The 25,308-nt window shown below is 42.2% G+C and carries 27 protein-coding genes; all 27 read right to left on the minus strand.

The annotated features are described in order from the left end of the window. Positions 1-10: 10 nt before the first annotated feature. The gene (locus tag QLH52_RS13845) at positions 11-841 is read right to left on the minus strand and encodes a class I SAM-dependent methyltransferase (RefSeq protein WP_205450631.1); all 831 of its coding nucleotides are present in this window, start codon (positions 839-841) and stop codon (positions 11-13) included. Next, positions 838-1,758 carry a glycosyltransferase family 2 protein gene (locus tag QLH52_RS13850; RefSeq protein WP_205450632.1) on the minus strand — a complete coding sequence of 307 codons (921 nt, stop codon included), beginning with the start codon at positions 1,756-1,758 and terminating at the stop codon, positions 838-840. Before QLH52_RS13850 ends, QLH52_RS13845 begins: the two co-directional genes overlap by 4 nt. Next, entirely contained in the window at positions 1,758-2,504 is a 747-nt protein-coding gene (locus QLH52_RS13855) for a class I SAM-dependent methyltransferase (RefSeq protein WP_205450633.1), read from the minus strand. Before QLH52_RS13855 ends, QLH52_RS13850 begins: the two co-directional genes overlap by 1 nt. A gap of 7 nt (positions 2,505-2,511) precedes the next feature. After that, complete coding sequence (locus QLH52_RS13860) at positions 2,512-3,072, minus strand: GNAT family N-acetyltransferase (RefSeq protein ID WP_205450634.1); 561 nt, start codon at positions 3,070-3,072, stop codon at positions 2,512-2,514. Between the two features lie 100 nt (positions 3,073-3,172). After that, positions 3,173-4,123 (minus strand): glycoside hydrolase family protein, encoded by a 951-nt coding sequence (locus QLH52_RS13865; RefSeq protein ID WP_205450635.1) that lies wholly within the window; start codon positions 4,121-4,123, stop codon positions 3,173-3,175. Positions 4,124-4,142: 19 nt separating this feature from the next. Then, positions 4,143-5,105: a glycoside hydrolase family protein gene (locus tag QLH52_RS13870; RefSeq protein WP_205450636.1), complete on the minus strand. Its 963-nt coding sequence runs from the start codon at positions 5,103-5,105 to the stop codon at positions 4,143-4,145. 244 nt (positions 5,106-5,349) lie between these two features. After that, positions 5,350-6,069: a class I SAM-dependent methyltransferase gene (locus tag QLH52_RS13875; protein ID WP_205450637.1), complete on the minus strand. Its 720-nt coding sequence runs from the start codon at positions 6,067-6,069 to the stop codon at positions 5,350-5,352. A gap of 65 nt (positions 6,070-6,134) precedes the next feature. Next, positions 6,135-6,989 (minus strand): 3-hydroxyacyl-CoA dehydrogenase family protein, encoded by an 855-nt coding sequence (locus tag QLH52_RS13880; protein WP_205450638.1) that lies wholly within the window; start codon positions 6,987-6,989, stop codon positions 6,135-6,137. Then, on the minus strand, positions 6,990-7,697 hold the full coding sequence (locus QLH52_RS13885; protein ID WP_319961962.1) for a WbqC family protein: 708 nt from the start codon (positions 7,695-7,697) through the stop codon (positions 6,990-6,992). 43 nt (positions 7,698-7,740) lie between these two features. Next, positions 7,741-8,850, minus strand: a complete 1,110-nt coding sequence (locus tag QLH52_RS13890) for a DegT/DnrJ/EryC1/StrS family aminotransferase (protein WP_205450640.1) — start codon at positions 8,848-8,850, stop codon at positions 7,741-7,743. Between the two features lie 251 nt (positions 8,851-9,101). Continuing rightward, positions 9,102-9,755 (minus strand): hypothetical protein, encoded by a 654-nt coding sequence (locus QLH52_RS13895; RefSeq protein WP_205450641.1) that lies wholly within the window; start codon positions 9,753-9,755, stop codon positions 9,102-9,104. Continuing rightward, the gene (locus QLH52_RS13900) at positions 9,752-11,023 is read right to left on the minus strand and encodes a hypothetical protein (protein WP_205450642.1); all 1,272 of its coding nucleotides are present in this window, start codon (positions 11,021-11,023) and stop codon (positions 9,752-9,754) included. Before QLH52_RS13900 ends, QLH52_RS13895 begins: the two co-directional genes overlap by 4 nt. 30 nt (positions 11,024-11,053) lie before the next feature. Next, the gene (locus QLH52_RS13905; protein WP_084153194.1) at positions 11,054-11,479 is read right to left on the minus strand and encodes a GtrA family protein; all 426 of its coding nucleotides are present in this window, start codon (positions 11,477-11,479) and stop codon (positions 11,054-11,056) included. Continuing rightward, positions 11,463-12,404, minus strand: coding sequence for a glycosyltransferase family 2 protein (locus QLH52_RS13910; protein ID WP_033155237.1), 942 nt, complete (start codon positions 12,402-12,404; stop codon positions 11,463-11,465). The genes QLH52_RS13905 and QLH52_RS13910 overlap by 17 nt, the downstream gene beginning before the upstream one ends. 11 nt (positions 12,405-12,415) lie before the next feature. Further along, positions 12,416-14,197 carry a thiamine pyrophosphate-binding protein gene (locus QLH52_RS13915; RefSeq protein ID WP_205450643.1) on the minus strand — a complete coding sequence of 594 codons (1,782 nt, stop codon included), beginning with the start codon at positions 14,195-14,197 and terminating at the stop codon, positions 12,416-12,418. A gap of 15 nt (positions 14,198-14,212) precedes the next feature. Then, the gene (gene rfbH / locus QLH52_RS13920) at positions 14,213-15,526 is read right to left on the minus strand and encodes a lipopolysaccharide biosynthesis protein RfbH (protein WP_033155238.1); all 1,314 of its coding nucleotides are present in this window, start codon (positions 15,524-15,526) and stop codon (positions 14,213-14,215) included. Between the two features lie 25 nt (positions 15,527-15,551). After that, entirely contained in the window at positions 15,552-16,634 is a 1,083-nt protein-coding gene (gene rfbG, locus QLH52_RS13925) for a CDP-glucose 4,6-dehydratase (RefSeq protein WP_205454456.1), read from the minus strand. Beyond that, a complete protein-coding gene (gene rfbF / locus QLH52_RS13930; protein ID WP_033155240.1) occupies positions 16,628-17,395 on the minus strand; it encodes a glucose-1-phosphate cytidylyltransferase in 768 nt (255 codons plus the stop codon). Before rfbF ends, rfbG begins: the two co-directional genes overlap by 7 nt. Before the next feature lie 32 nt (positions 17,396-17,427). Beyond that, complete coding sequence (locus QLH52_RS13935) at positions 17,428-18,429, minus strand: NAD-dependent epimerase/dehydratase family protein (protein ID WP_205450644.1); 1,002 nt, start codon at positions 18,427-18,429, stop codon at positions 17,428-17,430. Next, the gene (locus QLH52_RS13940) at positions 18,429-19,505 is read right to left on the minus strand and encodes a 3-dehydroquinate synthase (protein ID WP_205450645.1); all 1,077 of its coding nucleotides are present in this window, start codon (positions 19,503-19,505) and stop codon (positions 18,429-18,431) included. The genes QLH52_RS13935 and QLH52_RS13940 overlap by 1 nt, the downstream gene beginning before the upstream one ends. Beyond that, positions 19,489-20,181, minus strand: a complete 693-nt coding sequence (locus QLH52_RS13945; protein ID WP_205454457.1) for an SDR family oxidoreductase — start codon at positions 20,179-20,181, stop codon at positions 19,489-19,491. Before QLH52_RS13945 ends, QLH52_RS13940 begins: the two co-directional genes overlap by 17 nt. A 13-nt stretch (positions 20,182-20,194) precedes the next feature. Beyond that, positions 20,195-21,049 (minus strand): aldolase/citrate lyase family protein, encoded by an 855-nt coding sequence (locus QLH52_RS13950; protein ID WP_225892867.1) that lies wholly within the window; start codon positions 21,047-21,049, stop codon positions 20,195-20,197. A gap of 44 nt (positions 21,050-21,093) precedes the next feature. After that, positions 21,094-21,633, minus strand: coding sequence for a dTDP-4-dehydrorhamnose 3,5-epimerase (gene rfbC / locus QLH52_RS13955; protein WP_205450646.1), 540 nt, complete (start codon positions 21,631-21,633; stop codon positions 21,094-21,096). Further along, positions 21,633-22,517 carry a glucose-1-phosphate thymidylyltransferase RfbA gene (gene rfbA / locus QLH52_RS13960; RefSeq protein WP_205450647.1) on the minus strand — a complete coding sequence of 295 codons (885 nt, stop codon included), beginning with the start codon at positions 22,515-22,517 and terminating at the stop codon, positions 21,633-21,635. Before rfbA ends, rfbC begins: the two co-directional genes overlap by 1 nt. Before the next feature lie 2 nt (positions 22,518-22,519). Then, a complete protein-coding gene (gene rfbD / locus QLH52_RS13965) occupies positions 22,520-23,416 on the minus strand; it encodes a dTDP-4-dehydrorhamnose reductase (RefSeq protein WP_205450648.1) in 897 nt (298 codons plus the stop codon). A gap of 24 nt (positions 23,417-23,440) precedes the next feature. Continuing rightward, positions 23,441-24,511, minus strand: a complete 1,071-nt coding sequence (gene rfbB / locus QLH52_RS13970) for a dTDP-glucose 4,6-dehydratase (RefSeq protein ID WP_033155745.1) — start codon at positions 24,509-24,511, stop codon at positions 23,441-23,443. Between the two features lie 110 nt (positions 24,512-24,621). After that, positions 24,622-25,305, minus strand: coding sequence for a sensor histidine kinase (locus tag QLH52_RS13975; RefSeq protein WP_319961964.1), 684 nt, complete (start codon positions 25,303-25,305; stop codon positions 24,622-24,624). Positions 25,306-25,308 lie beyond the last annotated feature (3 nt).

A 25,308-nucleotide genomic window follows, 5' to 3' on the forward strand; every position in this document is an offset into this window, starting at 1 on the left:
TTTGAAATATTTAGTCGTTCTTTTGCGCCACTATCACTAAGGTACCTCCAAAAGGAAGCGAGACACCAGCTTTAATAAGCGTTTCATCTATTCGCATAAAAAAATCAAAAATTATATTTAATAACAGGGGAAACTTAACCCTTTTCTCTAACTCTACTTTCTCTGATTTTAGTTGCTTAAATCCTTTATCAAATATTCGAGAAACCAACATCAACGGAAATAGAATAAAAACAAAAGAGGTAGCAAAAATAATGTCAAACCCATTATTTTTGAGTTTGGTCACCAGCTCTTTCCGAGAATATCTACGCTTGTGTTTGACTATTTCATCAAGCCTGCTCCACAAAAACATATGCTGGGGAACAGTAATAATCGCACGCCCTCCTGGACGGAGTAATCGGTTAATATTTGCCATCGCGGTAACATCGTCACCAATATGCTCAAGGACATCAAATGCAATAACTAAATCAAATTGTTGGTCAAGGTATCCGTTTACAATATCAAATTGAATGAAGTCCACATCAGGAAGTTTATTTTTTGCATACAACAACCCACTAATATAAACTTCAGAGCCGGTTATTTCTAGGTTTTCGTTCTCTACAATATGTCGAATAAACCCGCCTGTCCCACAACCAATTTCCAGTAATTTAGTCCGACCCACTTTAGCTTGATTATAAACAATAGCTTTAAAAAGCCTATTTCTGGAACGAACCCAAAAGCTGTTTTCCTCATTCTCATCGGTCAGCTGGAACCCGCTGTCCGGATAGTCGGCATAGGAACTCATCACTTCTGGATTAAAGCATTTGACTCCTTCAATTACTGTGTATTTTCCAGCATTGGTCATAGAAACTTATCCCTAACGACATAGTTTGGTCTTTTTCGTACCTCTTCATTGATCCGCCAAACATACTCCCCGATAACACCTAGCATTACCATGATTAATCCTCCCACCAAAAGGATTGCAATCATAATGGGAGCCCAACCTGAAAATGGCGTCTCTCCACGCCACCAACTGAAGACAATTGATAGACTATATAGCACCCCGAGTGCTGAGGTTATCACACCAACCAAGGATATAAATCTAATTGGCAGGTATGAAGCATCTAACACACCATCCAAAAAATTTTTAAGCTTCTTACCGAAGTTATATTGCGATTTACCAATAGTTCTCTTCAACCGGATATAAGGAATAAAACTAGTTCTATATCCAGTCCAAAGTAGATCGCCTTGAAAAAACCGATGCCGCACGTCGATTGCGTTAAATGCATCCATAACTTTTCTATCCATTAACACGAAATCAAAACCACCGGGAGGTATTTGCGGCAACGAAATGCGTAAAACGCCATAAGCCAAACGTGAAAACAATTTTGCAAGCAATGAGTCGGAACGGTCCGTACGGTAACAAATTACAATTTCAGAACCTTCATGCCATTTTTCAACCATTTGCGGAATAAGTTCGACAGGGTCTTGCAGATCGGCTGATATATTAATGACTGCATCGCCGGTAGCTTCCTTGAAACCCGCCAGCATAGCCGCCATTTGACCGAAATTTCTTGTAAACGTAATAACTTTAACTCGAGTGTCGTGCTTTCTTAAGCTCAATACCTCTTGTAAGGAACCGTCTTTAGACCCATCGTCCACAAAAACGATTTCGTATTCGTCGTCAACCAGTTGAGTTGAAAAAACAGAGCGAATCTTTTCATATGTTTTAACAAGAGCACCTTCATTATGATAGACAGCAACAACGAATGAAATTTTCACTATTTTTGGCCTCGTTCGCACAACAAAAAAATACTCGAACACAAATCTGGATACTGTTGACCTAATTTATAACATGCCTCCAAATACTCTTTGGTAATTATGTCAGTCTGCAAAAGGCGATCCCATTGAAAATTTGCCAGTGCTTTGAAGAAAATCCCAGACCGATAAACCACATTAAGGCCCGCTGTAACAGCATCTCGTTCCAGGGTATCCAGTGTATAAGTGCAACGATGACCGTGTTCGGCTTCTGATTTAGTGACGGCTGAATTATGCGAAATTAACCCCATTTTTACAGCAATCTGTCTCGAAGGTGCATTTGCATTAGGGCATACTAGAAAAAGCCGGCCATTCTCTTCCAACCACTCATAGTTGATACGTTTCAATAAAAATATAGGATCATCCAAATGTTCCAATACGTGAGTAAGTACAACGTTGTTATAGCGAGAAGGGAGGCTCGCATTCTCAAATAACGAATTAACGAACTTTACACCATTATCTAATTTGAGCTTTGCTTCAGATATAGCCAAATCAGAAGCTTCGACACAGGTTAAATCATCAAAATACTCATTTAGTCTTCGCGTAAAATCGCCCTTAAAACTACCAAGCTCAAGTACGTTCCCTGGATTAAAGAAAGGCTCAAACGACCGAATCATGAACGGATGCATAACATCGATATCGAAGCTATATGCATATTTAGAGTCGCCAATATCAATCAACTCTTTATTGTAATCTCTCTCGGAATTCATAATACATTTATTCCCAATAATTAGTTTTTTCCAAGAGCTCGCGGTAATCTTTCGAAGTGATACCAACCAATACCTGATCCCAATAACGTCCTTTTCGAAAGAAATAATTTCTCCTACGCCCTTCTTCTATCCAGCCCAATCTCTTCCCGCAATATGTAGCAATAGAAAGCTTATTGTATTCAATCATCGATCCATCCAATCGTTCTAAATTGAGCTCATCAAAAGAGTAACGCATTGTAGCCATAATGGCGTCGATAGCATAACCTTTACCACGATAGCTGGATTCTCCAATAACAAGGCCATGCCAGGCATGTCTATTACGCCAATCGATATTAACAATACTGGAAATTCCTATAATCCCAATTTCTGGGACATCAACAACGAAACGCTGATTCAGCCTATCACTTTTTAAATTATGGAACCATTCTTCATGGAAATCTAATGAACTTGGAAAGTGAATTTCGCCGATTCCATCTTGTGTAACAGGATCATTGGCCCATTTCTGAAGCAATTCCAGATCGCTCTCTTCTATGGCCCTTAAGGTCAAATGTTTTCCCTTTATGTTCAATTAATTCACCACAGAACAGTACGATTAACAATAGTAAAAAACAAATAACAATTATGCCAAATATCGATTACCCATTTACCCGGCATAAACTAATATAATATTAGCTCTCATACTTAGCTACACCAAACCCGAATCGACCGAAGTCGTTACCGTTATATAACATATAAATATTACCGTCCATTTCAAAAACATGGGGATAGCATAGCATATCTGAATCCCAAGCACCTTTTGTCACGTCAATTCCAACATTATCATCATCCCTAATCCAATTAACCAAATCAGTTGAATATGCATACCCTATTCTATATGACCTGCTTGTATTGGTTCTAAAATCAGAGGCGTATCGATAACAAAAAAACATGTGGTATTTATTGTCAAAATGAATAACAGATGGGAGAGCTTGACACTCGTCAAGTAATTTATCTTCTACTAACTGCCTACCCTCTTTACGCCACGAAACTCCATCTTTAGATGTAGCATGTGCAATTTTATATACACGATCAGGCCCCTTCGCAGACGTCCCTTTAACCCATTTTGTACCATGGATATACCACATATGATAAGTATCGCCATAAACAGTAACAAAAGCGTCACCAACTAAAAAAGGCTCATGTAAAGAAGAGGTTAGTACGGGACCTTCTCCAATTTTCCTAAAAGTCACACCGTCATCGGTACTTATTGCCAAGCCAATAGATGCATCGGTCGATACGGATACTTTTCTATTCCAGCCGGTCGTATATCCTAATATTTTATCCTTAACCCTAACAACATTCATCGGGAAAATCCCGTGCTCATCAAAGCAACCCAAGCCACCTAGTTCAATTACTGTCGAACTCGATACTGCTATAATTTTCTGAAAATATTTATCCATATCAACAAAAGAAATATGACTTAAATATTTACCGCGCCCATCAATTTCTCTTGTTGAAAAATAAATTCTAATATAATTATCAAAGACCAAGGCTTGAGGAGATTGAGCAAACTCGAAACAATTATTAGATAAAAAATGCTCCCTTGGATCGAATATTTTTCCTAATTTTTTCCATTTCATAAGTACTGTATAATAAAAATCAAGTCAATCTTCCTTCTAACTGCGCCAACCCAAAACCATACCTGCCAACCTGATTTCCAAGATATAACATGTATATCTCCCCATCAAGCTCAAACACGTGAGGATAAGCGATTGACTGATCATCCCAGCCCTCTTCAGAAATATCAATACCTGCTTTACTATCATCTCTGTGCCAATCTATCAGATCATTTGAAAATGCATAGCCAATACGATACCCCCTGTCATTTTTTCGAAAATCCAAACTATATTTATAGCAAAAAAACATATGATATTTATTATTGTGGAAAAACACATCGGGGCTAGCTTGGCATTCATTTTCCTCTAATTTGCTTTCAATAATATTTTTACTATCTCTTACCCATTCAAATCCGTCATCTGAATGTGCCATACGAATTTTATATACCGCTTCCGGGCTGCCATCATTCTTTAGCCAACTAGTTCCGGCCACGTACCATAAATACCATCTATTGTTAAACCTTCTAATTTTAGGGCCGCTTAAGACAAAAGGATCATTAACATTGCAAGATAGGACCGGTCCTTTGCCAGCCTTTGTGAAAGTCTCGCCGTCGTCGTAACTGATTGCTGCACCTATCGCAACCGTAAAAGGAATAGACTCGCACCTCGTCCAACCACCGTAATAAGCAAAAACACTATTATCGTGCCTAATCACTGATACGGGATAAGTACCGAATTCATCAAAACTACCTAAATCTCCCAACTCCAGAATCGGAGATTTAGATACACTTAAAATTTCAAATAAATTATGTCTATTCAAGTCTACATAAGCTGAATAACTAATATATTGGCCATGTTCATCAGGCAGCGGCCTACAGGAGAAATATACCCTTATAAACTTATCAAAAACTAATACGGAAGGCGCTTGAGCAAACTCCTTTAGCCAACTTCTACCTTCAATTTCTTGAGGTTTAAAAACTAGACCAAGCTTTTTCCATTTAAACAAAATAATCCACCTAAGGGTTAATTAAAACTAGAACGACCCTTCACGTATATAACAGAAATCTTCTAAAAACAAAAATGTATATATCCGAAGAGAGAAGATATGACAAGGCTGACGAAGTTGTTTAAATATTATCTTAAGCCTAGCCTACACGCATAAGGACAAACAGCTAATATTTATTGCAATTAAGGGAAAAACGTATTCATAGGCTCCTTATAGCTCTTATATATTGAAGTCTCTAAAAACTCTAATAATACTTCTTAGTTGCTACAGCTAAGAGACTAGCACAATACTCAGGAATATCTTCTCCCAAAGAATAAAATGCACGCACGGCATCGTCACCTAATTCAATCATCTGCTTTTCCGACAGCGGCTTAAGATACATTCCTTTAACAGATAGCACTTTTAAACCTGCTTTATCACAGTGATCTTTTAACATATCCACGGTGTATAAACGTCTATGCCCAACTTCATAATCTTTTGGTGCCATTTTTTCGTAATTTTCCAGAACACCCATTTTATATCCTGCACGTCTATTTAAAGACATACAATTTGGAGCTGAAATAAAAATCAGCCCTTCATGTCTAATTAAATCAGCAAGGATTTTGAGAGACTGAACAGGGTCTTCAACATGTTCAATGACATTTAAAAAAAATATAAAATCAAATCGACGGGAAGTAGAGAACTCCTCTAAAAGCAATTCATGGCATTTTACATTTGAAACCCTATTTTTTAACAACGCCACATTTTTTTTCGAAGGCTCAATTACCTCTATATCTCGAAATATCTTATATAATTTTTCAGTAGAAGAACCGCTACCGCAACCTACTTCTAAAGCACTTTTACCTTCGGCACTATATCGCTTTATGATTTCGATCTCGCGATCTATCATCAGCTCGTCCATATAGTCACCTTTTTCATAGAAAGCACTAATTGTCTCTAGGTGCTCTATTTCTTTGTTACTCATCAAATCCTCCAATAGGATTTCTAAAGGCTATACGATATTTTTAACACCATTTTAAGCAAATAAAGTTAAATATTTTTACGGTAAGAATAAAATCCAATTCCTGATTTTTTTCCAAGCTTACCTGCGCGCACATACCTCTTTAACAAAATAGCGGGCCTATATTTTACATCCCCAGTCTCTTCCATCAGTGTCTCCAATATACTCAAACAAATATCCAAACCTATCAAATCAGCAAGCTCCAACGGCCCCATCGGGTGATTAGCTCCGAGCCGCATGCAATTATCAATAGTTTTAGCATCAGAAATGCCTTCCGACAATAAAAGTACAGCCTCATTAATCATCGGAAAAAGTAATCGATTAACAATAAAGCCGGGGGTTTCGGGAATAACTACGGGATGTTTGTTAATTTCACCTAATACATTTAAAGCAAACTCCAAAGCCATATCAGTAGTCAATTCACCCTTTATTACCTCAATCAATTTCATCGACATCGGTGGATTAAAAAAATGAATCCCTAAAAACCTACTCGGGTTTTCGGTAAAAGATGCAAGCTCGGTGATACTTAACATCGAGGTATTCGAAGCCAGCACCTTCGCGTTCCTAGCAACAACATCTATTTGCCTTAAAACTATAGCCTTAACTTCCTTGTCTTCCTTTATAGCTTCAACAATAAAGTCGCAACCCTCCATAACCGAGATATCATTTGTATAACTTATGAGCTCTATAACTTTTTTTATATTTTCTTTATTAATTAATCCAAGTTTTGATTGAATTGTTGCCAATCTAAAAATATCTCTTTCGTAACTTGGTTGCTCCTTATGATTCCAGATTACCGTAGCAATATCATGAGACGCAAAAAGTAATGCAAGTTGCATCCCCATATTTCCAGCACCTGCAATGCCAACAACATGACTTTTCATTCACGATACCTCTATTAAATCGTATTTGACATTCAAGCATTCTTTTATTATGTCAGTCGAATTGAACATTAATACATCAATAATAGACAACCAAGGCACAAACACGGAACCGAATTGTTGATATTCGAATGGCTTCGACTGAATAAATTTCAAATCAACGCCTCTTAGACGGAACATATATTTTGAATATAATTCGATTCCACCTATAGCATTTATGTACGTCTTCGCTCCGACATAATCGCACAACGCGAGAACTTTTTCCTGACTCTTAAGTGAATGATCAATATCTATTTCGGATGAAATTATGATTTCAGTACTAATACCCAAATAGGCGCAGGTTTTGACTATAGAGTTGTGTAGGAAGCGAAATAAGTTTTCATCCTTAAACGACACTATCTGCTCTACCAATTGAAGCGTTTCGGTAAAATATGGCGCTCCCCGATAAGCTCCACTGAGTTGATTTAGAAATTTGACGCGATTAAAATCGGCCGCCACCTCTCGCTTGCAAATATCAAGAGTATCCGAATCGGATTTTAAGGGCAGTGTAAGCATAACATCTCTGCCATTCTGCAAAATGCGATTACGATTAATCCACCCCCTCTTTGTATATTTTATATTGTCGTAAACGATGAATATATCAACAGCGCTAATCAACTGAAAATACCCAATATACGGAAAGAAATAGGGTTGCATAATTGCGACCCTCATCTAATACCCACTATCTTTATGAAAGATTGCAACGTGCACATCTTTATTGTGCCAAGATTATGCTCGATATTTCATCGACAATAGCCATATCCAGATCTGGATAGATCGGCAGACACAGAACTTTTCTAGCTGCATCTGTAGCGATGGGCAGATTTTCTTTATGCGCAGAACTCAAGCCTCTATACATAGGAAACTCAGATATCAACGGATAAAAATAACGACGGGGATGTATGCCAGCATCTTTTAATTTCTGATAAAGTTCATCTCGAGTAATAGGATAATTTATATCAACAAGAATAGGAAAATAGGAATAATTAGCTACTTTCTCTCCGGAATCACCCAAACACGTTATTCCTTTTACTCCCACCAATCTTTCCCTATAAGCAATATCAATCTTCTTTCGCGCACCAAGCGCTTGATTTATATAGTTCAACTGTAGCAATCCGAGTGCAGCATTGAACTCGCTCATTTTTCCGTTAATACCAGGAGCGACTACTGTTACCTCTCCAACGTGACCAAAGTTTTTAAGCTGATCTATTCTCACTTTAGTCTTGGCATCCGGGCAAACTATAGCTCCACCTTCAAAAGTATTGAAAACCTTTGTGGCATGGAAACTTAATACTGACAAATCTCCGTGATTTAACACACTACCATTGGCATCTTCCACGCCAAAAGCATGAGCAGCGTCATAAATCACTCTAAGACCATAGTTGTCAGCTATTTTTTGAATAGCATCGACATCGCAGGGATGACCATAACAATGTACAGGCATGATCGCTGCTGTGTGAGGGTTAATTGCCGCTTCAATTTTTGATGGGTCGAGATTTAGCGTATTTGGATCAATATCTACAAATACGGGCTTAATATCATTCCATAACAGCGAGTGGGAAGTAGCAACGAAGGAAAGCGGGGTAGTTATAACCTCCCCTCTAATTCTCAAAGCTTGTAAAGCAGTCACTAAAGCAATGGTTCCATTAGCAAATAAACTAATATAATTTACACCCAGAAATTCACAGAGCGCGTCTTCTAATTTTTGATGAAAAGGCCCACCATTAGTCAATATCTTATTATCCCAAATCTGTTGCAGATAGGGAATAAATTCCTCTAATGGCGGCAAAGATGGTTGCGTTACATAAATGTTTTTTTTATTCATACCTAAAATTTTCTATGGCATCTTATTTAAACGCCTAACAGAAATTTAACGAGTCTTCAAAGGCAAAACCATCAAAACACTTCATCAATGCCTGCTCAAATCTATCAGCGTTAAATTATTTTAAAAGCCAACCAATAATATTTTAAGTCACTGTACTTTCAAAAAGTTCATATAAAAACCATACCTAGCAGAAATTAAAATCTGTTTGCCTTTAAACGCAGAAAATATATACAACTCACCTATTCTAATACTTACGATCTACGGTATTCAACGATTAGCAGGCTTGAAAACATCCACATGAATATCGCTACTAAATAAACTGTTCCATAATCGATAGATACAATATCAAATGACTTTGACGCGGGAGCCACGATTTCTGTTGGCCTCATGCTCAAAATAATCAATTTTAGCTGGGAAATTGTTTCAACGACCTGACTATTGCATTCTTTCTTGTCTAAAATTTTCTCCCAATAAAGTATTTCACTTTTGACACTATTGAGTTCTTTGTTTAATTTTTGCTGATGATGATCGACAATTTTCTGAGCTAAAGCAGAAACTAAGCGTTCAGCATCGTCAACAGAATCCCAATGGACTAGTATCTTTATTGCTTTATTATTATCGATAGGATGCGTCCTAATTCTCTTTGAAAGGCCCGTAGGAGATACGTTATTAGCAGTCGCCACCGAAATTAAGGTTTCTGAGTTACGTAAATATTCGATGGATTCCGCCGCGCCAGCAATGGGCGTATTGTTATCAAATTGACCTAATTTAATTATAACTTGCGCCTCATATTTAACAGGCATTACTTCCAGTAAAATAAAGGCCATCAAAACCCACAATAGGAGATTTAAACCTATATATCTTTTATTTTGTATAAGCGCATCAACTAGGCTTTTAAATGTCATGAAAATTTCCTTAAAGATACTAAAACCGGGTAACTCATGATTATCAACATGAAAAGCAGACAAAATGGACGAATATATGCACCAAATGTCAATCCGGTTGATACATCCACGTAATGCTGCGAAAGAAAACTAAATTGATTGAACTCAATTATCGGACCAACCACAAAATCCAGAGGAATCAACAGCACAAACATGATTATCCTTCTATATTTATTAGCATAACTTCCAATTAAAATTGCACTTAAATATGGCAGTAACAAAATAACTGCATACCCACCTGGGGAATCAGTAGCGACCATCATAGAAAGCAAAACAACTACGCTTAATTGCTCCCAAGTAAAAAAATGAGCTTTTCGCGCCGATAAAAATAAAATAGACGCCGCAACAAAAAGAACAAACCACCTTAAAAAGTGTGCAGTCAAATAGAGGATTACCGGAATCCTGTCCTGATAGTAAAAGACAGCTTTCGACCATGAACTCAGCGAAGTTGTGTACCAAACTTTCTGAAAGAAATCCGAATTAACAGCGCCGGAAAAAGAAAACATATTTTCGAAAATTTGCCTATAGTTTCCATCTTCCAAGACAATCATACTTATTTGATTAATCAATAATGATGCAAAAAAACTTATCAGAAAGTATGTATATTCTCTTTTAAAAAACGGCACGAACCAGAGCACTATTAAATACTGCTTAATATTTATAGCCAACGCAAGAAATACTGCGCCTTTCCAATTGGCGCCAATAGCCTGAGAAAAAGCCAACAACATAAAAGCAACTATAATATAGTTACCTCTTTCTAACGCATAAAGCCCGGGAAATTGCATCAGCAACGCAAGAAATATAACAATCTCAACCGAAATATATTTTATACCCACCTGCTTTACGATTAATTTTGTACATACAAAAATCGCACAAAAATAAAACAAAAATAGCCAAGCGATAGAATATGGCGAGCAATCTCGTAACTCTGCCGGTAAAACAACGGAAGCACAATAATCCGGCACTAACATTTGCGCCAATGCAAATACGCTTATCGGATAAATTGATTGCCATATGTCATAACGCCCATCATTTAGACTCCAATAATTTGTATTATAGAAGTCCATAAATGTATCTAAAGGCGCAAAGAAAAATGGCGGCATTGCATAACCGCTGGATTCAAAATACTTGACAAAAAAGATCAGAAAAACCAACTCTGAAAAGATTATCCAGACAAACCACCAATGAATATTTTTATTTTTTACACAAACACTATCAGCTGAAGTCATTCAATATGCCATCCATACTAGATAGTAAATTTAAGATAACTTACTTTGCGCACCATTCTTTTTAAAAGAAAATCGGCGATGCAAGATATAACTGCTTATCACAGTAATAGATACTATAATTGCTTGGGCAATCAATGTATGTAGATTAAGTCTCTCGACCAAAAGAGGTAATGCTATTAAATTAAAACCAAAAGCACCAAGGTAAACCATATTAAACCTAAAAAATTCTTTCAACCACCGCCCTTTCACGCGAAACACATAAATCCTATAACCCAAATATGCATTAATCACCGATACAAAATGACTTATGATTAAAAGCCACACATAATGTAAATCATGGTGTAGGAAAAACCAAATAACTGCAAAAAAACCATACCCAAAAGCGGTATTGTACAAACCTACAAATAAATAACGAATTTTTTCGTTACCCCAAAAACGTTTAGTTATTGAACCCAACTTGCTTTCTCACGATAAAATTAGGGCGATTCTTCACTTCCTCGTATATCAAACCAATATATTCTGCAACAATACCCAACATAGTAAATAATATTCCGAACATCAAAAACATAACGGTCATAATGGTCCCATATCCAGCAAACGGCACACCCCAGAATATTGCTTTTACTATTGTCCATACTAACAGGATAAAAGACGCCGCAGATATGGTTATTCCTAATATAGTAATAAGCTTTAAAGGCACATAAGAATGGGCCAATATGCCTTTTAACGCCAGTTCGATAACCTTGAAAGTGTGAGCTCCCGATACGCCGGCAAAGCGTTCAGCTCGCTCATGCTCAATACCTATGGATTTGTAACCAACCCAGGCAAATAGTCCACGAATAAAACGGTTACGTTCGTGTATGGAATTGATGGTTTCGTATACTTTTCTATCGATCAGCCTGAAGTCACTAACATTTCTGGGAACCATGCCGTTGGTCAAACCGTTGGCCACCCAATAAAACAATTGCGAGTTAAAACGGCGAATTAAGCCCGTGCCATTACGTTTGGTAACAATACCGTAAACGTTTTCATATCCCTCTTCCCATTTTTTGATGAACTGAGTTATTAAATGTGGTGGATCTTGCAAATCCGCAGTCATGATCACGGCAGCATCACCAGACGCATAATTTAGTCCAGCGGTAATGCCGCCATCCATTCTAAAATTACGCGCCAGTTGCACAATTTTAAACCGCGGGTCTTTCTCATGTACCGCGCAGAGCTTTTCGTAGGTATTATCTTGAGAACCGTTCTCTACGATAATAGCTTCAAAATCGTAAGCGCTATTTTCCGCAAATACTGCTGTTAATTGTTTAGCCAATTCATCAACATTGTCCTGCTCGTTATAGGCAGGAATTACCACTGAGATTAGTTTTCTATTCATACTGGATATGTTTATTGCAAATATTGCGCTACTACGGAATATAGATTCTCATCCAAGTCCGGAGTCATTTGGTGCAAGGGATTTGATTGCATCGAACCTGTTTCCGTTACCCTACTGGTAATTTTGGGAAAATAGGTTTGTTCCGGATCTATCGGTACAACAAACCCAGCCGGTTCATCGCTTGCGAATAGGCGTTGGAATTCCGGGTCTTGCTCGAAATTGGCATCGAGTTTGATACAAGGCAGATTAAAGGCTTTAAATAAGGTTAGCCAATCCGGTAAACCCAATCCCGAGGACTGGTCGCAACCAATATAGGCACCATTAAAATAATTTCTTTGCGTCATGCGAATGGATGCATAGCCATTATCGTTAAAAATGAAAATTTTCAGATTTAACTTATTGACAGCAACCGTGCCCAACTCCTGTAAATTTTGGGCAAATCCACCATCGCCTTCCACTAGAACTGTCCTGCGCTGCGGATAGGCGAAAGCCGCGCCTATTGCTCCGCTCAAACCGTACCCCATCGATGCCAAGCCCTTGTTGGTAACAATGTGTTGGCCGCGCTGTTGGGCGAAGGTTTGCATCATCACGGTAAAGGCTCCACCGCTACTGCAAGGAATGACATTGTCCGTATCTCGGCAGTGTACCGACAAACGGCTGACAAAATCGTACGGCGATAAATAATGCTCTGCCGTGTTATTAATTGGCTCGATCAACGGCAATTGGGCTTTCACTTTTTGGCAAAAAGCCACCCATTCGGCATGATCGCCAAGGCTAGCTGCCGCCAATGCTTGTAACACTTGATTGGCATCGCCTTGCAAACCGCTATCGACGCGGGGATGGCCTTTGTTAAGCTCGGTTGGGTCGCATTCCACTTGCACTACTCTGCCGTTAGGTACGAACTCCTGCCAGTTAAACCCGGTTTGTTGCAGACCCAAACGGGTTCCCAGTGCGATCAGCAAATCGGCTTGTTGCATCAATAAATTGCTGTAACGTTGCCCCCAGGTATTGGGGCGGCCAAAATACAAGGGGTGATCCGCTGCCACCCTATCCGCGCCATTCCATGTGGTTGCCAAAGGAATACCCATGGGCTCCAAAGCCTCGTATATCTTTTCTACCGTCTGTCTGGCAACACCGGCTCCAATCAATAAAAACGGCCGTTTTGCCGTGCGAACATCGTCGATTAGGCGTTGGATTTCGGCTGAATGTATAGGTGGAATTGCTTGTTTTGCGGCTGAGGAAAATTCGCATAGTGGATCGTTTACGTCGACCGGCGCACCTTGAATATCCAACGGAATTTCAAGAAACACCGGACCTTTGCGGCCTGTAACCCCGGCGTCGATAATCCGGTTAAATGCCTCACAGGAAATCAAACTATCCATCAGCACCGATTTTAAGGTGATCGGCTTGACGATATCGACACCATCAATCTCCTGAATGCCGCGCTGCCGTAGTTGTTGCCGACAAAGATCGGCAGTCTTTACTTGCCCGCCAATCACCAACAATTCCCGGCTCTCCAAATAGGCACCCGCCACTGCGGTGACAATATTGGTTAAGCCGGGACCGGCGGTTACCAAAGCAAAGGCTTTGCCATCGGTGCTTATTTCATTGAAATATTCCGCTGCAATACCGGCTGCCACCTCATGTACCACGCTAACGCATTTGAAATGACGATTCACGCTGGCGAGAATATGCATGATATTGCCGCCCGCCACGTAGAAACAGTGGGTATATCCTCTTTCTTTTAACCAATCGGCCAATAGATCGCTATATTTTATGGTCTTGTTTTGCATTGCTTGTTTGCCAGCTTATTGACGGATACCAAAAAAGATTTCTATTTTTTCGGCAACGAATTCCAGCATCTCTGTGGTCAAGGCTGGATAAATACCGATCCAAAAAGTTTGCCGCATAATTCTATCGGTTACATCCAATGAGCCAGAAATTCGATATTGTCTGCCTTTCATATAGGGCTGACGGGTCAAGTTTCCGGCAAACAGCAAGCGGGAGCCGATTTTGTATTTATCCAGATATTTCAACAATTCCACGCGCTCGTGACCTGAGTCTTCCTTCAGCGTGATAGGAAACCCAAACCATGAGGGATCCGATCCCGGTGTGGCTTCCGGCAGAATCAAATACTGCTCGCAAGTAGCCAAGCGTTGCTTCAGGAATTTAAAATTACGTTTTCTGATTTCAATCAATTCCGGCGCACGCTCTAACTGCGCTAAGCCACATGCCGCCTGCATATCGGTAATTTTTAAGTTATACCCCAAGTGCGAATAGGTGTATTTGTGGTCGTAGCCAGCCGGCAAATCGCCTAACTGCCAACCGAAGCGCTTTTTACAGGTATTATCAACACCGGGGGCGCAGTAACAATCCCTTCCCCAATCCCGAAACGACTCGATGATAGTTTTCAGGCGGCGACTGCTGGTAAATACCGCGCCACCCTCGCCCATGGTGATGTGGTGAGCAGGGTAAAAACTGAGTGTACCAATATCGCCGAAGGTACCGACATTACGGCCCTTGTAGGTTGTGCCTAAGGCATCACAGCAATCTTCTATCAACCAGAGATTGTATTTTTTTGCGATTTCGACGACTTTATCCAGGTCAAACGGATTGCCCAGCGTGTGGGCAATCATAATTGCTTTGGTTTTAGGCGTGATGGCAGCCTCGATTTTACTGGGATCGATGTTGTAGGTAGGAATTTCCACATCGACAAATACCGGAACAAGGTCGTAAAGCAGAATGGGATTAACCGTTGTGGGAAAACCGGCCGCTACGGAAATGACTTCATCGCCTTTCTGTAAGGCACGATCACCCAGTTTTTCGGATGTCAAACAGGCAAAAGCCAGCAAATTCGCAGAGGAACCGGAATTGACCGTCAACGCGCTGCTAACCCCGATAAACTCTGCCAATTGCTTTTCAAACTGGTCGTTAAATCGTCCGGTAGTCAACCAACCGTCCAGCGAGGCTTCGACCATATAACTAAGTTCTTTAGCGCCGAGAATTTTACCCGAAGGCGGCACTACGGACTGTTCCGGAACGAAAGCTTTTTCGGCATAACGTTCGGCGGCGTATTGTTCAACCAAATCCAAAATCTGCGCTTTTAATGTATTTTCTGTCACTGTCTTATCTTTGTGTTCAATAAAATTAATGTTGATCAGCCGTCAAAAACTGCTCTAACTGCTCCGCGCAGACTTGCCGCATATCCTTGCCTTGTTGATAGGCCAGGTTCCAGTCGACAATCATCGCCAACGCTTGGGCCAGAGTCCAACGCGGTACCCAACCCAGAAGGGTCTTGGCTTTGGAGCAATCAAGCTTCAAATAGTGCGCTTCATGCGGCTGCTCACTACCATCGATTTGCCAACTTGCGCCATTGCCCCATAAATCTGCCAGTTTTTCCAATATCCACGATACGGGTTGCGCATCTGCTTCGCCAGGCCCGAAATTCCAGCCCTCCGCATATCGGCCACCTTGTTTATACAGTTGTTCTGCCAGCAGGACATAGCCGGTCACCGGCTCCAGTACATGCTGCCAGGGCCTGATGGCCGTAGGGTTACGAATCGTCACTGCCTCCCCAGCCATGAACGCCCTCATAATATCGGGGATTAAACGATCTTGAGCCCAATCCCCGCCGCCGATCACATTACCGGCACGCACCGACGCCACCGCCACACCGTGTTCAGCGTAGCGTTCGCTGGGAAAAAAGGAATTGCGATAGCTGGCAGTCACCAACTCTGAGCAGCCTTTGCTGTTGCTGTAAGGATCGAAGCCGCCCATCGGCTCGTTTTCACGGTAGCCCCACAACCATTCCTTGTTTTCATAGCATTTGTCGCTGGTGACTATCACGACTGACTTTACCGACGCAGTGTGCCTGACCGCCTCTAGTAAATTAACCGTACCCATCACATTGGTGGCATAGGTTTCCACCGGCTGTTGATAGGAATAACGAACAAGCGGTTGCGCGGCCAAATGAAACACAATCTCAGGTTGAAAACTTTGCATTTCCGCCATCACGCTGACTAAATCGCGAATATCGCCTTCAACATGCTGCAGTACCGAAGCCACATCAGCCACTTGGAATAAACTGGGCGCAGTAGGCGCCGGTAACGCATACCCTTTGATCTCCGCACCTAACCGGTGCAGATATAACGCCAACCAACCGCCTTTAAATCCGGTGTGCCCGGTTATAAAAACCCTTTTGCCTCGCCAAAAATCGCTATGCTCTACCATATTTTCCACGGTGCTTTTTGCTGTTGCCAAAGCTGTTCCAAATGCTGTTTATCTCTTAATGTGTCCATGGGTTGCCAGAAGCCTTTGTGGAAATAAGCGTGCAGCTGATTGCTGTTCGCCAGGCGCTCCATCGGTTCTTTTTCCCATAGCGTTTCGTCGCTATCGATTAAATCGAACACTGCCGGTGACAACACAAAAAAACCGCCGTTGATCCAGGCACCGTCGCCCTGCGGTTTCTCCTGAAAACTTTTGATGCGGCTACCCACCAATTCCAAGGCACCAAACCGGCCGGGCGGTTGCACGGCGGTCACTGTTGCGGCGTCATTGTGAGAATGATGAAAATCGATCAACGCATGAATGTCGACATCGCCGACCCCATCCCCGTAAGTAAAACAGAATGTTTCATCGCCGACATAATCGCGAACTCTTTTTAAGCGACCGCCCGTCATGGTTAACTCACCGGTGTCAACCAAGGTCACCTTCCATGGCTCCGCATATTTTTGATGCACCTGCATCTCGTTATGCTCCATATCGAAGGTCACATCCGACATATGTAAAAAGTAATTCGCAAAATACTCCTTAATAATATAGCCTTTATAACCCAAACATATTATAAATTCGTTAATTCCATAATGAGAATATAACTTCATTATATGCCATAAAATAGGCCTGCCGCCTATTTCAATCATCGGCTTAGGCTTCACCGAGGTTTCTTCATTAATACGAGTACCCAATCCACCCGCAAGAATAACCAACTTCATTAATATTTCCTCTTGGTTATAGACATAATCATCTACCCACTACATGTATTCAAATTACGAATATACTCGGCAGTTTCTAAAATCTGTCGATCCAGACCTGTTACGGGAAATTCGAACCCCTTTATAATGTCTTTAATAGGCTGCTCGTTTCCCAAATAGCTATCGGGTTCCCCATTTATCATATTCGGACGTTCAACTGTTAAGTCAGCAGCATTAAGGAGCTTGCATACTTTTTCAGCTAACTCACCCACTTCCACCGTTTCATCACCCACGGTGTCGAAACAGACGATGTTTTCGAAACGTTCCGAAAACATCAGGCGAATACAGATCAGCAGTAAATCCAGTATGTAAATATAAGACCGAAACACGGGCTTATTTGCCCGAATTAACACATTTTCTCGGGCTACGACATTCGCAATAATCGAGGACAAGGCATAAGCGCTTAGCTTATTGATATATGGCCCGCTTAGATTAAATATTCTCGGGATAAGAAGTTTTATATCGGATTTACTGCATATCTCTTGAAAGAGCAACTCATCTTCATATTTTAATCTACCGTAGAGATTTGCAGATTCATCTCTGTTGCTATCGTTTAAATAATCGTAGACTGCTCCGGACGACGACAATAGCACAGCTTTTACCTGTGATTGTTCCAATACCTGTGTCACCAAGCCCTGAATAGCTCTATTCAAACGAATATACTCATCGTCTGTATATCCGCCAACCTTATCCTTGGTTAAAAACGCAAAGTGAAACAAATAGAGAGTATGTTGCGTATGCCTATGGGTGATTTCCACCAAAGGTCTAACGGATACTGTACGGGCATCAGCCAATACTATCTGCTGTTCGCGCGACCCATAGGCCGATACCCGCAGGTTAAATTCATCGCCGTACAAAGCGGAAAACAATTCCAGAGTTGCCCGGCCTAACCAGCCGCTGGCACCGGTCACAGCAATATGGCTTTGTTTACTAAATAGGTTATCCAATATAAATGGATAATCAGCGCCAAACGCTTTTTTGAAATCAAAAGCCATTATTTGTAGCTCTGATTAATGACTGAACTAATCGCAGACTTCAAATTGATTATATTTGCCTCGGTTTTATCGATAAATAACCGCTCTAACGCTCCGGAACCATTCACACTGATAATAATAAAATGACTGGTGGAATGCTTTTTATCGGATATAAAACACTCAAAGACTTTTTCCACATCAATTCGCTGGATAATTTCCTTCAGCATCGGAATTTCATCCAATAAGCCAATGACATAATCTTTCAACTGTTGAGTATCCGCCGGAATGTGCTCCAGGCCACCGCTCACTTGGGCATAGTTAATAGCAATCAGCATACCTAACCCAACCGCTATGCCATGGCTCACTTCAAAATTGGAAGCACCTTCCAAAGCGTGCCCGAAGGTATGACCAAAATTCAGTAATAAACGCTCGGCCTTATCAAATTCATCAATTTCGATAAACCATTTTTTTGCTTTTAAACTTAATTCAATGACGTCCGCATACCCTTCTACATTCATATCCATTTGCGGATTTAACCGCATATACTCAGAAAAACACGAACTTCCTTTGGCATAGCAAATCTTCACGGCCTCGCACAATCCGGCGATTTTCTGTTCTGAGTTGAGGGTTTTTACTAAATTCGGATCAATTATAATGGTTTCCGGGGGATGGAAGTTTCCAACCAGATTTTTATAACGTCCAACATTGATAGATGATTTACCCCCAATACAAGAATCCACCATACCCAATAGAGTGGTGGGAATATAATCCCATTTGATACCGCGCATATAAATCGATGCACAAAAGGTGGCTATATCCTGCAGGCTACCGCCACCGACAGCCGTCAATTTAGCTTGCCTTGTTAAGGCTAAATCTCGCATTTTTACGATTATCTCGGGTACGGATGTCAAACTCTTGGTTTCTTCATTCGCCGGCACCGCAATAACCTTGGCATTCCCGGAAAAAGCCGTTTCAAAAAAGTTATCGCATAACACGGCGCTATTCTCATCTTGCCGTTGTACTTCGGCAAAAGCACCGTTTTCTATTACCACGCGATAATTTGCAATACTGGATTGAATATCAAACGATACGGACATGACTAAACCCTAAGTCTGCACTAATAAATTGACCTGTTATACCGGTATTTTCCGGAGAACACAGAAAATAAACCATATTGGCCACATCCTCCAACGTGGCTAGTCGGTTAAACTTCGTCGCATCGATTATCTTTTTCAGCTGTTCCGGCGCAAGATTTTGATGAGTCATTGGCGTATCCAATGCCCCCGGCAAAACCGCATTAATTAAATAGCCGTCACGGGCAAGATCGGTTGCAGCGGAAAGCACTAATCCATGCAACGCGGATTTAGTCATGCAATACGATAACTTGTCCTGTCTGGCGATATTTTGCCATATTGAACTAATCACGGCTAAACGCGCATTTTCGGCTAATATATTTTCATTTAATAAAATATTTAATGCTTTGACAATAAACAAGCAATTAGCTTTATATAGTTCAATATTTTTATCTGTATCAACATTATAAACACTATCGTTACAATTCATCCCTTGCGCCCAACACACGGCATTGAATTGCCCTGCTGCTTTAAGCGCGGATAAATTCAAATTGTCATCGAATGGGTCAAATAAAATATGCTCAGGAAGCGCGCTTTGCTTTCTGGACGCTATAACGACCTGCCATCCCTTGGTATCGAATAATTGGCAAACATGTGCACCTATTGTACCGGTACCGCCGAAGACCAGAATTTTTTGCATTGCTTCGACCGAATTAATTGCTATCTCTTAATACGTTCCAACGTCCCTCAAGCATCGCTATTCGAGACAGATCTTCCTTGGCAATAATGTCGTAATAATCGCGTTTATTCTGTAACCAAAGTAACTCAAAATGCACAGCGTTTAACAAGCCCTTTTCAATATCCGGCTTGTCTAACGAATGACCGGAAAATATGACTTTTCTGGTTTCAAATCGGGTAAGGTGAACCTGATTAATTTCTTTTAATGCGGGTAATGCATCAATGGAAACACCGCCGCCCACTACAAAATCCAAACCTTTTTCTTTACACTCTTTGGCAGTGGCAATGCAACATTCCGTTACTTGCGGCTGATTAATGGCATCTCTCGAATAACCTCGTGACAAGGAAAAATCTACACGGCCAAACACCATGCCATCGACACCGTTATCTTGCCTAGCTTGATCGGCCAAGCTTTGCACCACTTGAAACGCTTGTTCGGTTTCAATATTGAATAAAAAATCAGTATCTTGCTGCTCGTCTTCCGTGAATACTTTGTTCTTCGCGTCTATATACTTAGACAGCGCGTAAGTGCTTTCAATCATCGGCGCGATGATATGATCCACACCAATTAACTTACTCTCTAATAAATCCCGCATTGCTTCGCAACCGCCAATCTTCAAACCCACTTTCAGGTCAGCTCTGCGCACTATCTCAATCAGCCTCAACAGCTCGTCCGTTCTAGTACCTTCCGCTTCAAACTCGGCTTTAATGCCTTCGTATCCATACTCCTGCTTTCCCTTCTTTAAAAGGTCGAGCATTGAGCGTTCTCTTTTATTCATATAACTTCCTCTTTTATTGAAATCAAACCAAGCGGCAGCGATAAACTGCATGCTGCAGTGCCAGCCCGGCGGATATAAACATGTTAAATGTTAGGCTAACAGGCATCCTTGAACGTTGCGCCCAGCAAATCCTTGCTCGAAAGTTGCGGCACGCCCTCAAATGGCCAGGCGATTTTCAAATCTGCATCATTCCAGGTAATGCAACGCTCATATTCGGGCGCATAATAATCAGTGGTTTTATATAAAAACTCGGCTGTTTCGGACAACGTTAAAAAGCCATGCGCAAATCCCTCCGGTATCCACATTTGCTGTCGATTTTCCACAGAAAGTATCTCGCCGACCCACTTTCCGAATGTAGGGGAATTCTTACGAATGTCCACCGCCACATCGAACACCTCTCCCTGGACCACCCTCACCAACTTGCCTTGCGCCTTAGGCGGCAATTGGTAATGTAATCCGCGCAACACTCCTTTTTGAGATTTGGAGTGGTTGTCCTGAACAAAATTGACACTTAATCCTGTCAGCTCCTGAAAAATTTTTTGGTTGAAGCTTTCAAAGAAAAAACCACGTTCGTCACCGAATACTTTTGGTGAAAATAAAACGACATCGGGTATAGCAAGTCTAGTTGCTTGCATTAAAACACCTGCTTATTCAATAGGCCCAGTAAATACTGGCCGTAGCCATTTTTCGCCAATGGCTTGGCCAATTTTTCGATTTGCTCATCGCCAACCCAGCCGCTACGCCAGGCGATTTCTTCCGGACAGGCGATTTTCAAACCCTGCCGGGTTTCGATGGTTTCGATGAAATTGCTGGCCTCGATCAAACTGGCATGAGTACCCGTATCCAACCAAGCATAGCCGCGACCCATGATTTCGACGCTAAGCTGATTTAGGTCCAGATACATTTTATTGACGTCGGTAATCTCCAGCTCGCCGCGCGGCGACGGCTGTAAATTGGCGGCTATATCGACGACTTGATTGTCGTAAAAGTACAAACCGGTGACTGCATAATTACTTTTTGGCTGCGTCGGTTTTTCCTCTAGCGAAGTTGCCCTACCCTGAGCATCAAAGCTGACGACACCGTAGCGCTCCGGGTCATTGACATGATAGGCAAAAACCGTTGCCCCTGAGGATTGATCGGTCGCGCGTTCCAATTGAACGTGTAAATCGTGGCCGTAAAAAATGTTGTCACCCAATACCAATGCACTGGGTTGCGAACCGACAAAATCCCTGCCGATGATAAAAGCTTGCGCCAACCCGTCGGGACTGGGTTGTACGGCATATTGCAGATTAATCCCCCAATCGCTGCCGTCACCCAATAAATGCTGAAACAAAGGGGTGTCTTGCGGCGTGGAAATGATCAAAATATCGCGAATTCCGGCCAGCATTAGCGTGCTGAGCGGGTAATAAATCATCGGCTTGTCGTAAATCGGCAGCAATTGTTTGGAAACCGCTTTGGTTACCGGATACAGCCGGGTGCCGGATCCTCCGGCCAGGATGATGCCTTTGCGCTGGTTCATAGTCACTTCCCGTAGAGTTCAGACAACATTCGCTCGACACCCTTTTGCCAAGCCGGCAGTTGTAAATCAAACACGCTTTGCAACTTTTCAGTATTCATACGTGAGTTTAATGGCCGCTGCGCCGGCGTTTGGTAAGCGCTGGTGGGAATTGCCGTAACCGATTGTTTGTCGGTTTTCAGCGCCAGCCCGGCTTGACGGGCATAATCAAGCACCAAATGTGCGTAATCGTACCAACTGGTTTCGCCGCTAGCGGTAAGATGATAAACACCAGCCACTTCAGGTGTTTTCAAGGCATGACGAATAGCGTGGGCACTCACATCCGCCAGCAATTCGGCGCCGGTTGGCGTACCGATTTGATCGTTAATCACCGACAGCTGTTGCCGTTCTTGCGCCAGGCGCAACATAGTTTTGGCAAAGTTATTACCTCTGGCTGCGTAAACCCAACTGGTCCGAAAAATCAAATGCCGGCAATCGCTGGCTTGAATGGCACGTTCCCCAGCCAATTTGCTTTGCCCATAGACATTCAACGGCCCAACCTGATCATCTTCCCGCCAGGGTTTATCACCGCTGCCGTCGAATACGTAATCCGTCGAATAGTGCAGCAACCAGGCATCGATACGTTTGGCTTCTGCCGCCAAAACTCCCGGCACCACCGCATTGATCGTATTCGCCAAGTCGCTTTCCGACTCGGCCTTATCCACTGCGGTATAGGCAGCAGCATTGACGATGACATCGGGACGCAGCGCGCGAACCGTTTCGGCAATCCCGTTGGGGTTGCTTAAATCGCCGCAATAATGTTGGTCGAATCTGTCAAGCGCAAGCAATTCGCCCAAAGGCGCCAAACTGCGTTGCAACTCCCAACCCAGCTGGCCATTTTTACCGAACAATAAAACTTTCATTCACTCAACCATGCAAAGCATTGATCACGCAGTGCGCCCTGCATAGTTTTTATCGAGCCAGGACTGGTAGTCACCGGACAACACATTGCTAACCCAGGCTTGGTTATCCAAATACCACTGCACGGTTTTGCGAATGCCTGTCTCAAAGGTTTCCGCCGGTTTCCAGCCTAGCTCCCGTTCCAACTTGCCGGCATCGATGGCATAACGTCTGTCGTGCCCAGGCCGGTCGGTGACATAGGTAATCTGTTCGGCATAGGATTTGCCGTCGCTACGCGGCTGCAGCTCATCCAGAATACTGCATAGCGTGTTGACTACATCCAGATTGGCTTTTTCGTTCCAACCGCCGACGTTATAAACCTCGCCAAGCTTGCCGGCTTCCAGCACCCGGCGAATCGCGCTGCAATGATCCTTCACAAACAGCCAATCGCGTATCTGTTGACCGTCGCCATAAATCGGCAACGCTTTGCCGGACAAGGCGTTTTGAATGCACAGCGGGATGAGTTTTTCCGGGAAATGATAAGGACCGTAATTGTTGGAGCAATTGGTAGTCAATACAGGCAAACCGTAAGTATGGTGATAAGCACGCACCAAATGGTCGCTGGCGGCTTTACTGGCTGAATAAGGACTATTGGGTTGATACTGGTGGGTTTCGGCGAACGGCGCATCGGTCTTTTCCAAAGAACCGTACACCTCGTCTGTAGACACGTGCAGTAACCGGAAAGCCTGCTTGGCCGGCTGTTCCAAGTTGTTCCAGTATTGCCGTACCGCTTCCAACAAACGGAAACTGCCGACGATATTGGTTTGAATAAAATCTTCCGGTCCGTGGATGGAACGATCAACATGTGATTCGGCAGCAAAATTGATCACGGCCCGAATCCGGTACTTTTGCAGTAAACTCAGCAGCAAATCGTAATCCGCAATGTCACCTTGAACAAATACATGCCTGTCATCGTCATGTAGCGAAGCCAAATTCTGTAAGTTACCCGCATAGGTCAATTTATCCAAATTGACGAGCAATTCGTCGCTTTGCGCCAACCAATCCAATACAAAATTGCTGCCGATAAACCCGGCCCCACCGGTGACTAAAATACTCATTTTTAAAGTTTTCTTATTTTTTCTAACCGTCTGCCCGACGAAAAACGCTATTATTATCGGGGCCATTGTACCTTAGTACCATCCTTCAGTGTCTAATGATTCTGCAATCCTTAAGGCAAAAAAAGTTTAAACCTCGCCCCACCCAAACGACTTTCGTTGTCGATCCGCACAAATCCGTTTTTCCCGGCATTTTTGTGCAGGCCGGCCATTACCGACACAAAATACAAACCCAGGCCGGTATTTCCCGACACCCAGTCCAATTCGGCCGTATCGTTTAAGTCCGCGGTTAAAAAATGAGGCGGATAACCCGCACCGTCGTCTTCGATGGCGATGGTTAGATAGCCATCCTCCTCAGTCACGGCAATCAAAACGGTTTTGTGGGTATAGCGCAAAGCATTATTCAAGACAGCTGCCAGCGCATTGCTGATGATGGGATAGTCGCAATAGCAAATCACATCAGCACCGCAATCCACTTGCAGATCGATATTGTGCAATCCGCTCAAGCGCGCCTGCTGATGAATCGCTTCATAGATGATATCGATTACCGAGCATTCCTCGAGATCCAAACTAAATTTTTGCGAATCGACCTTATACATCACCAGCAATTGCATCAGACTGTGATTAATGCGAGCCGCTTCGAATTCCAACTGATTTAACTCAGCGGATGGGCCGTCTTGTTTGGCAGCAGTTTGCCTAACCAGCTCCAGCAAGGTACCCAATGAGTTTTTTATATCGTGAACGGTTGACGCGAGAACAGTCGGAAACAAATCGTTGTTTTTAGGATGGGTTTGCATGGT

Source organism: Methylomonas defluvii, from assembly GCF_033949435.1.
Lineage (GTDB): Bacteria > Pseudomonadota > Gammaproteobacteria > Methylococcales > Methylomonadaceae > Methylomonas > Methylomonas defluvii.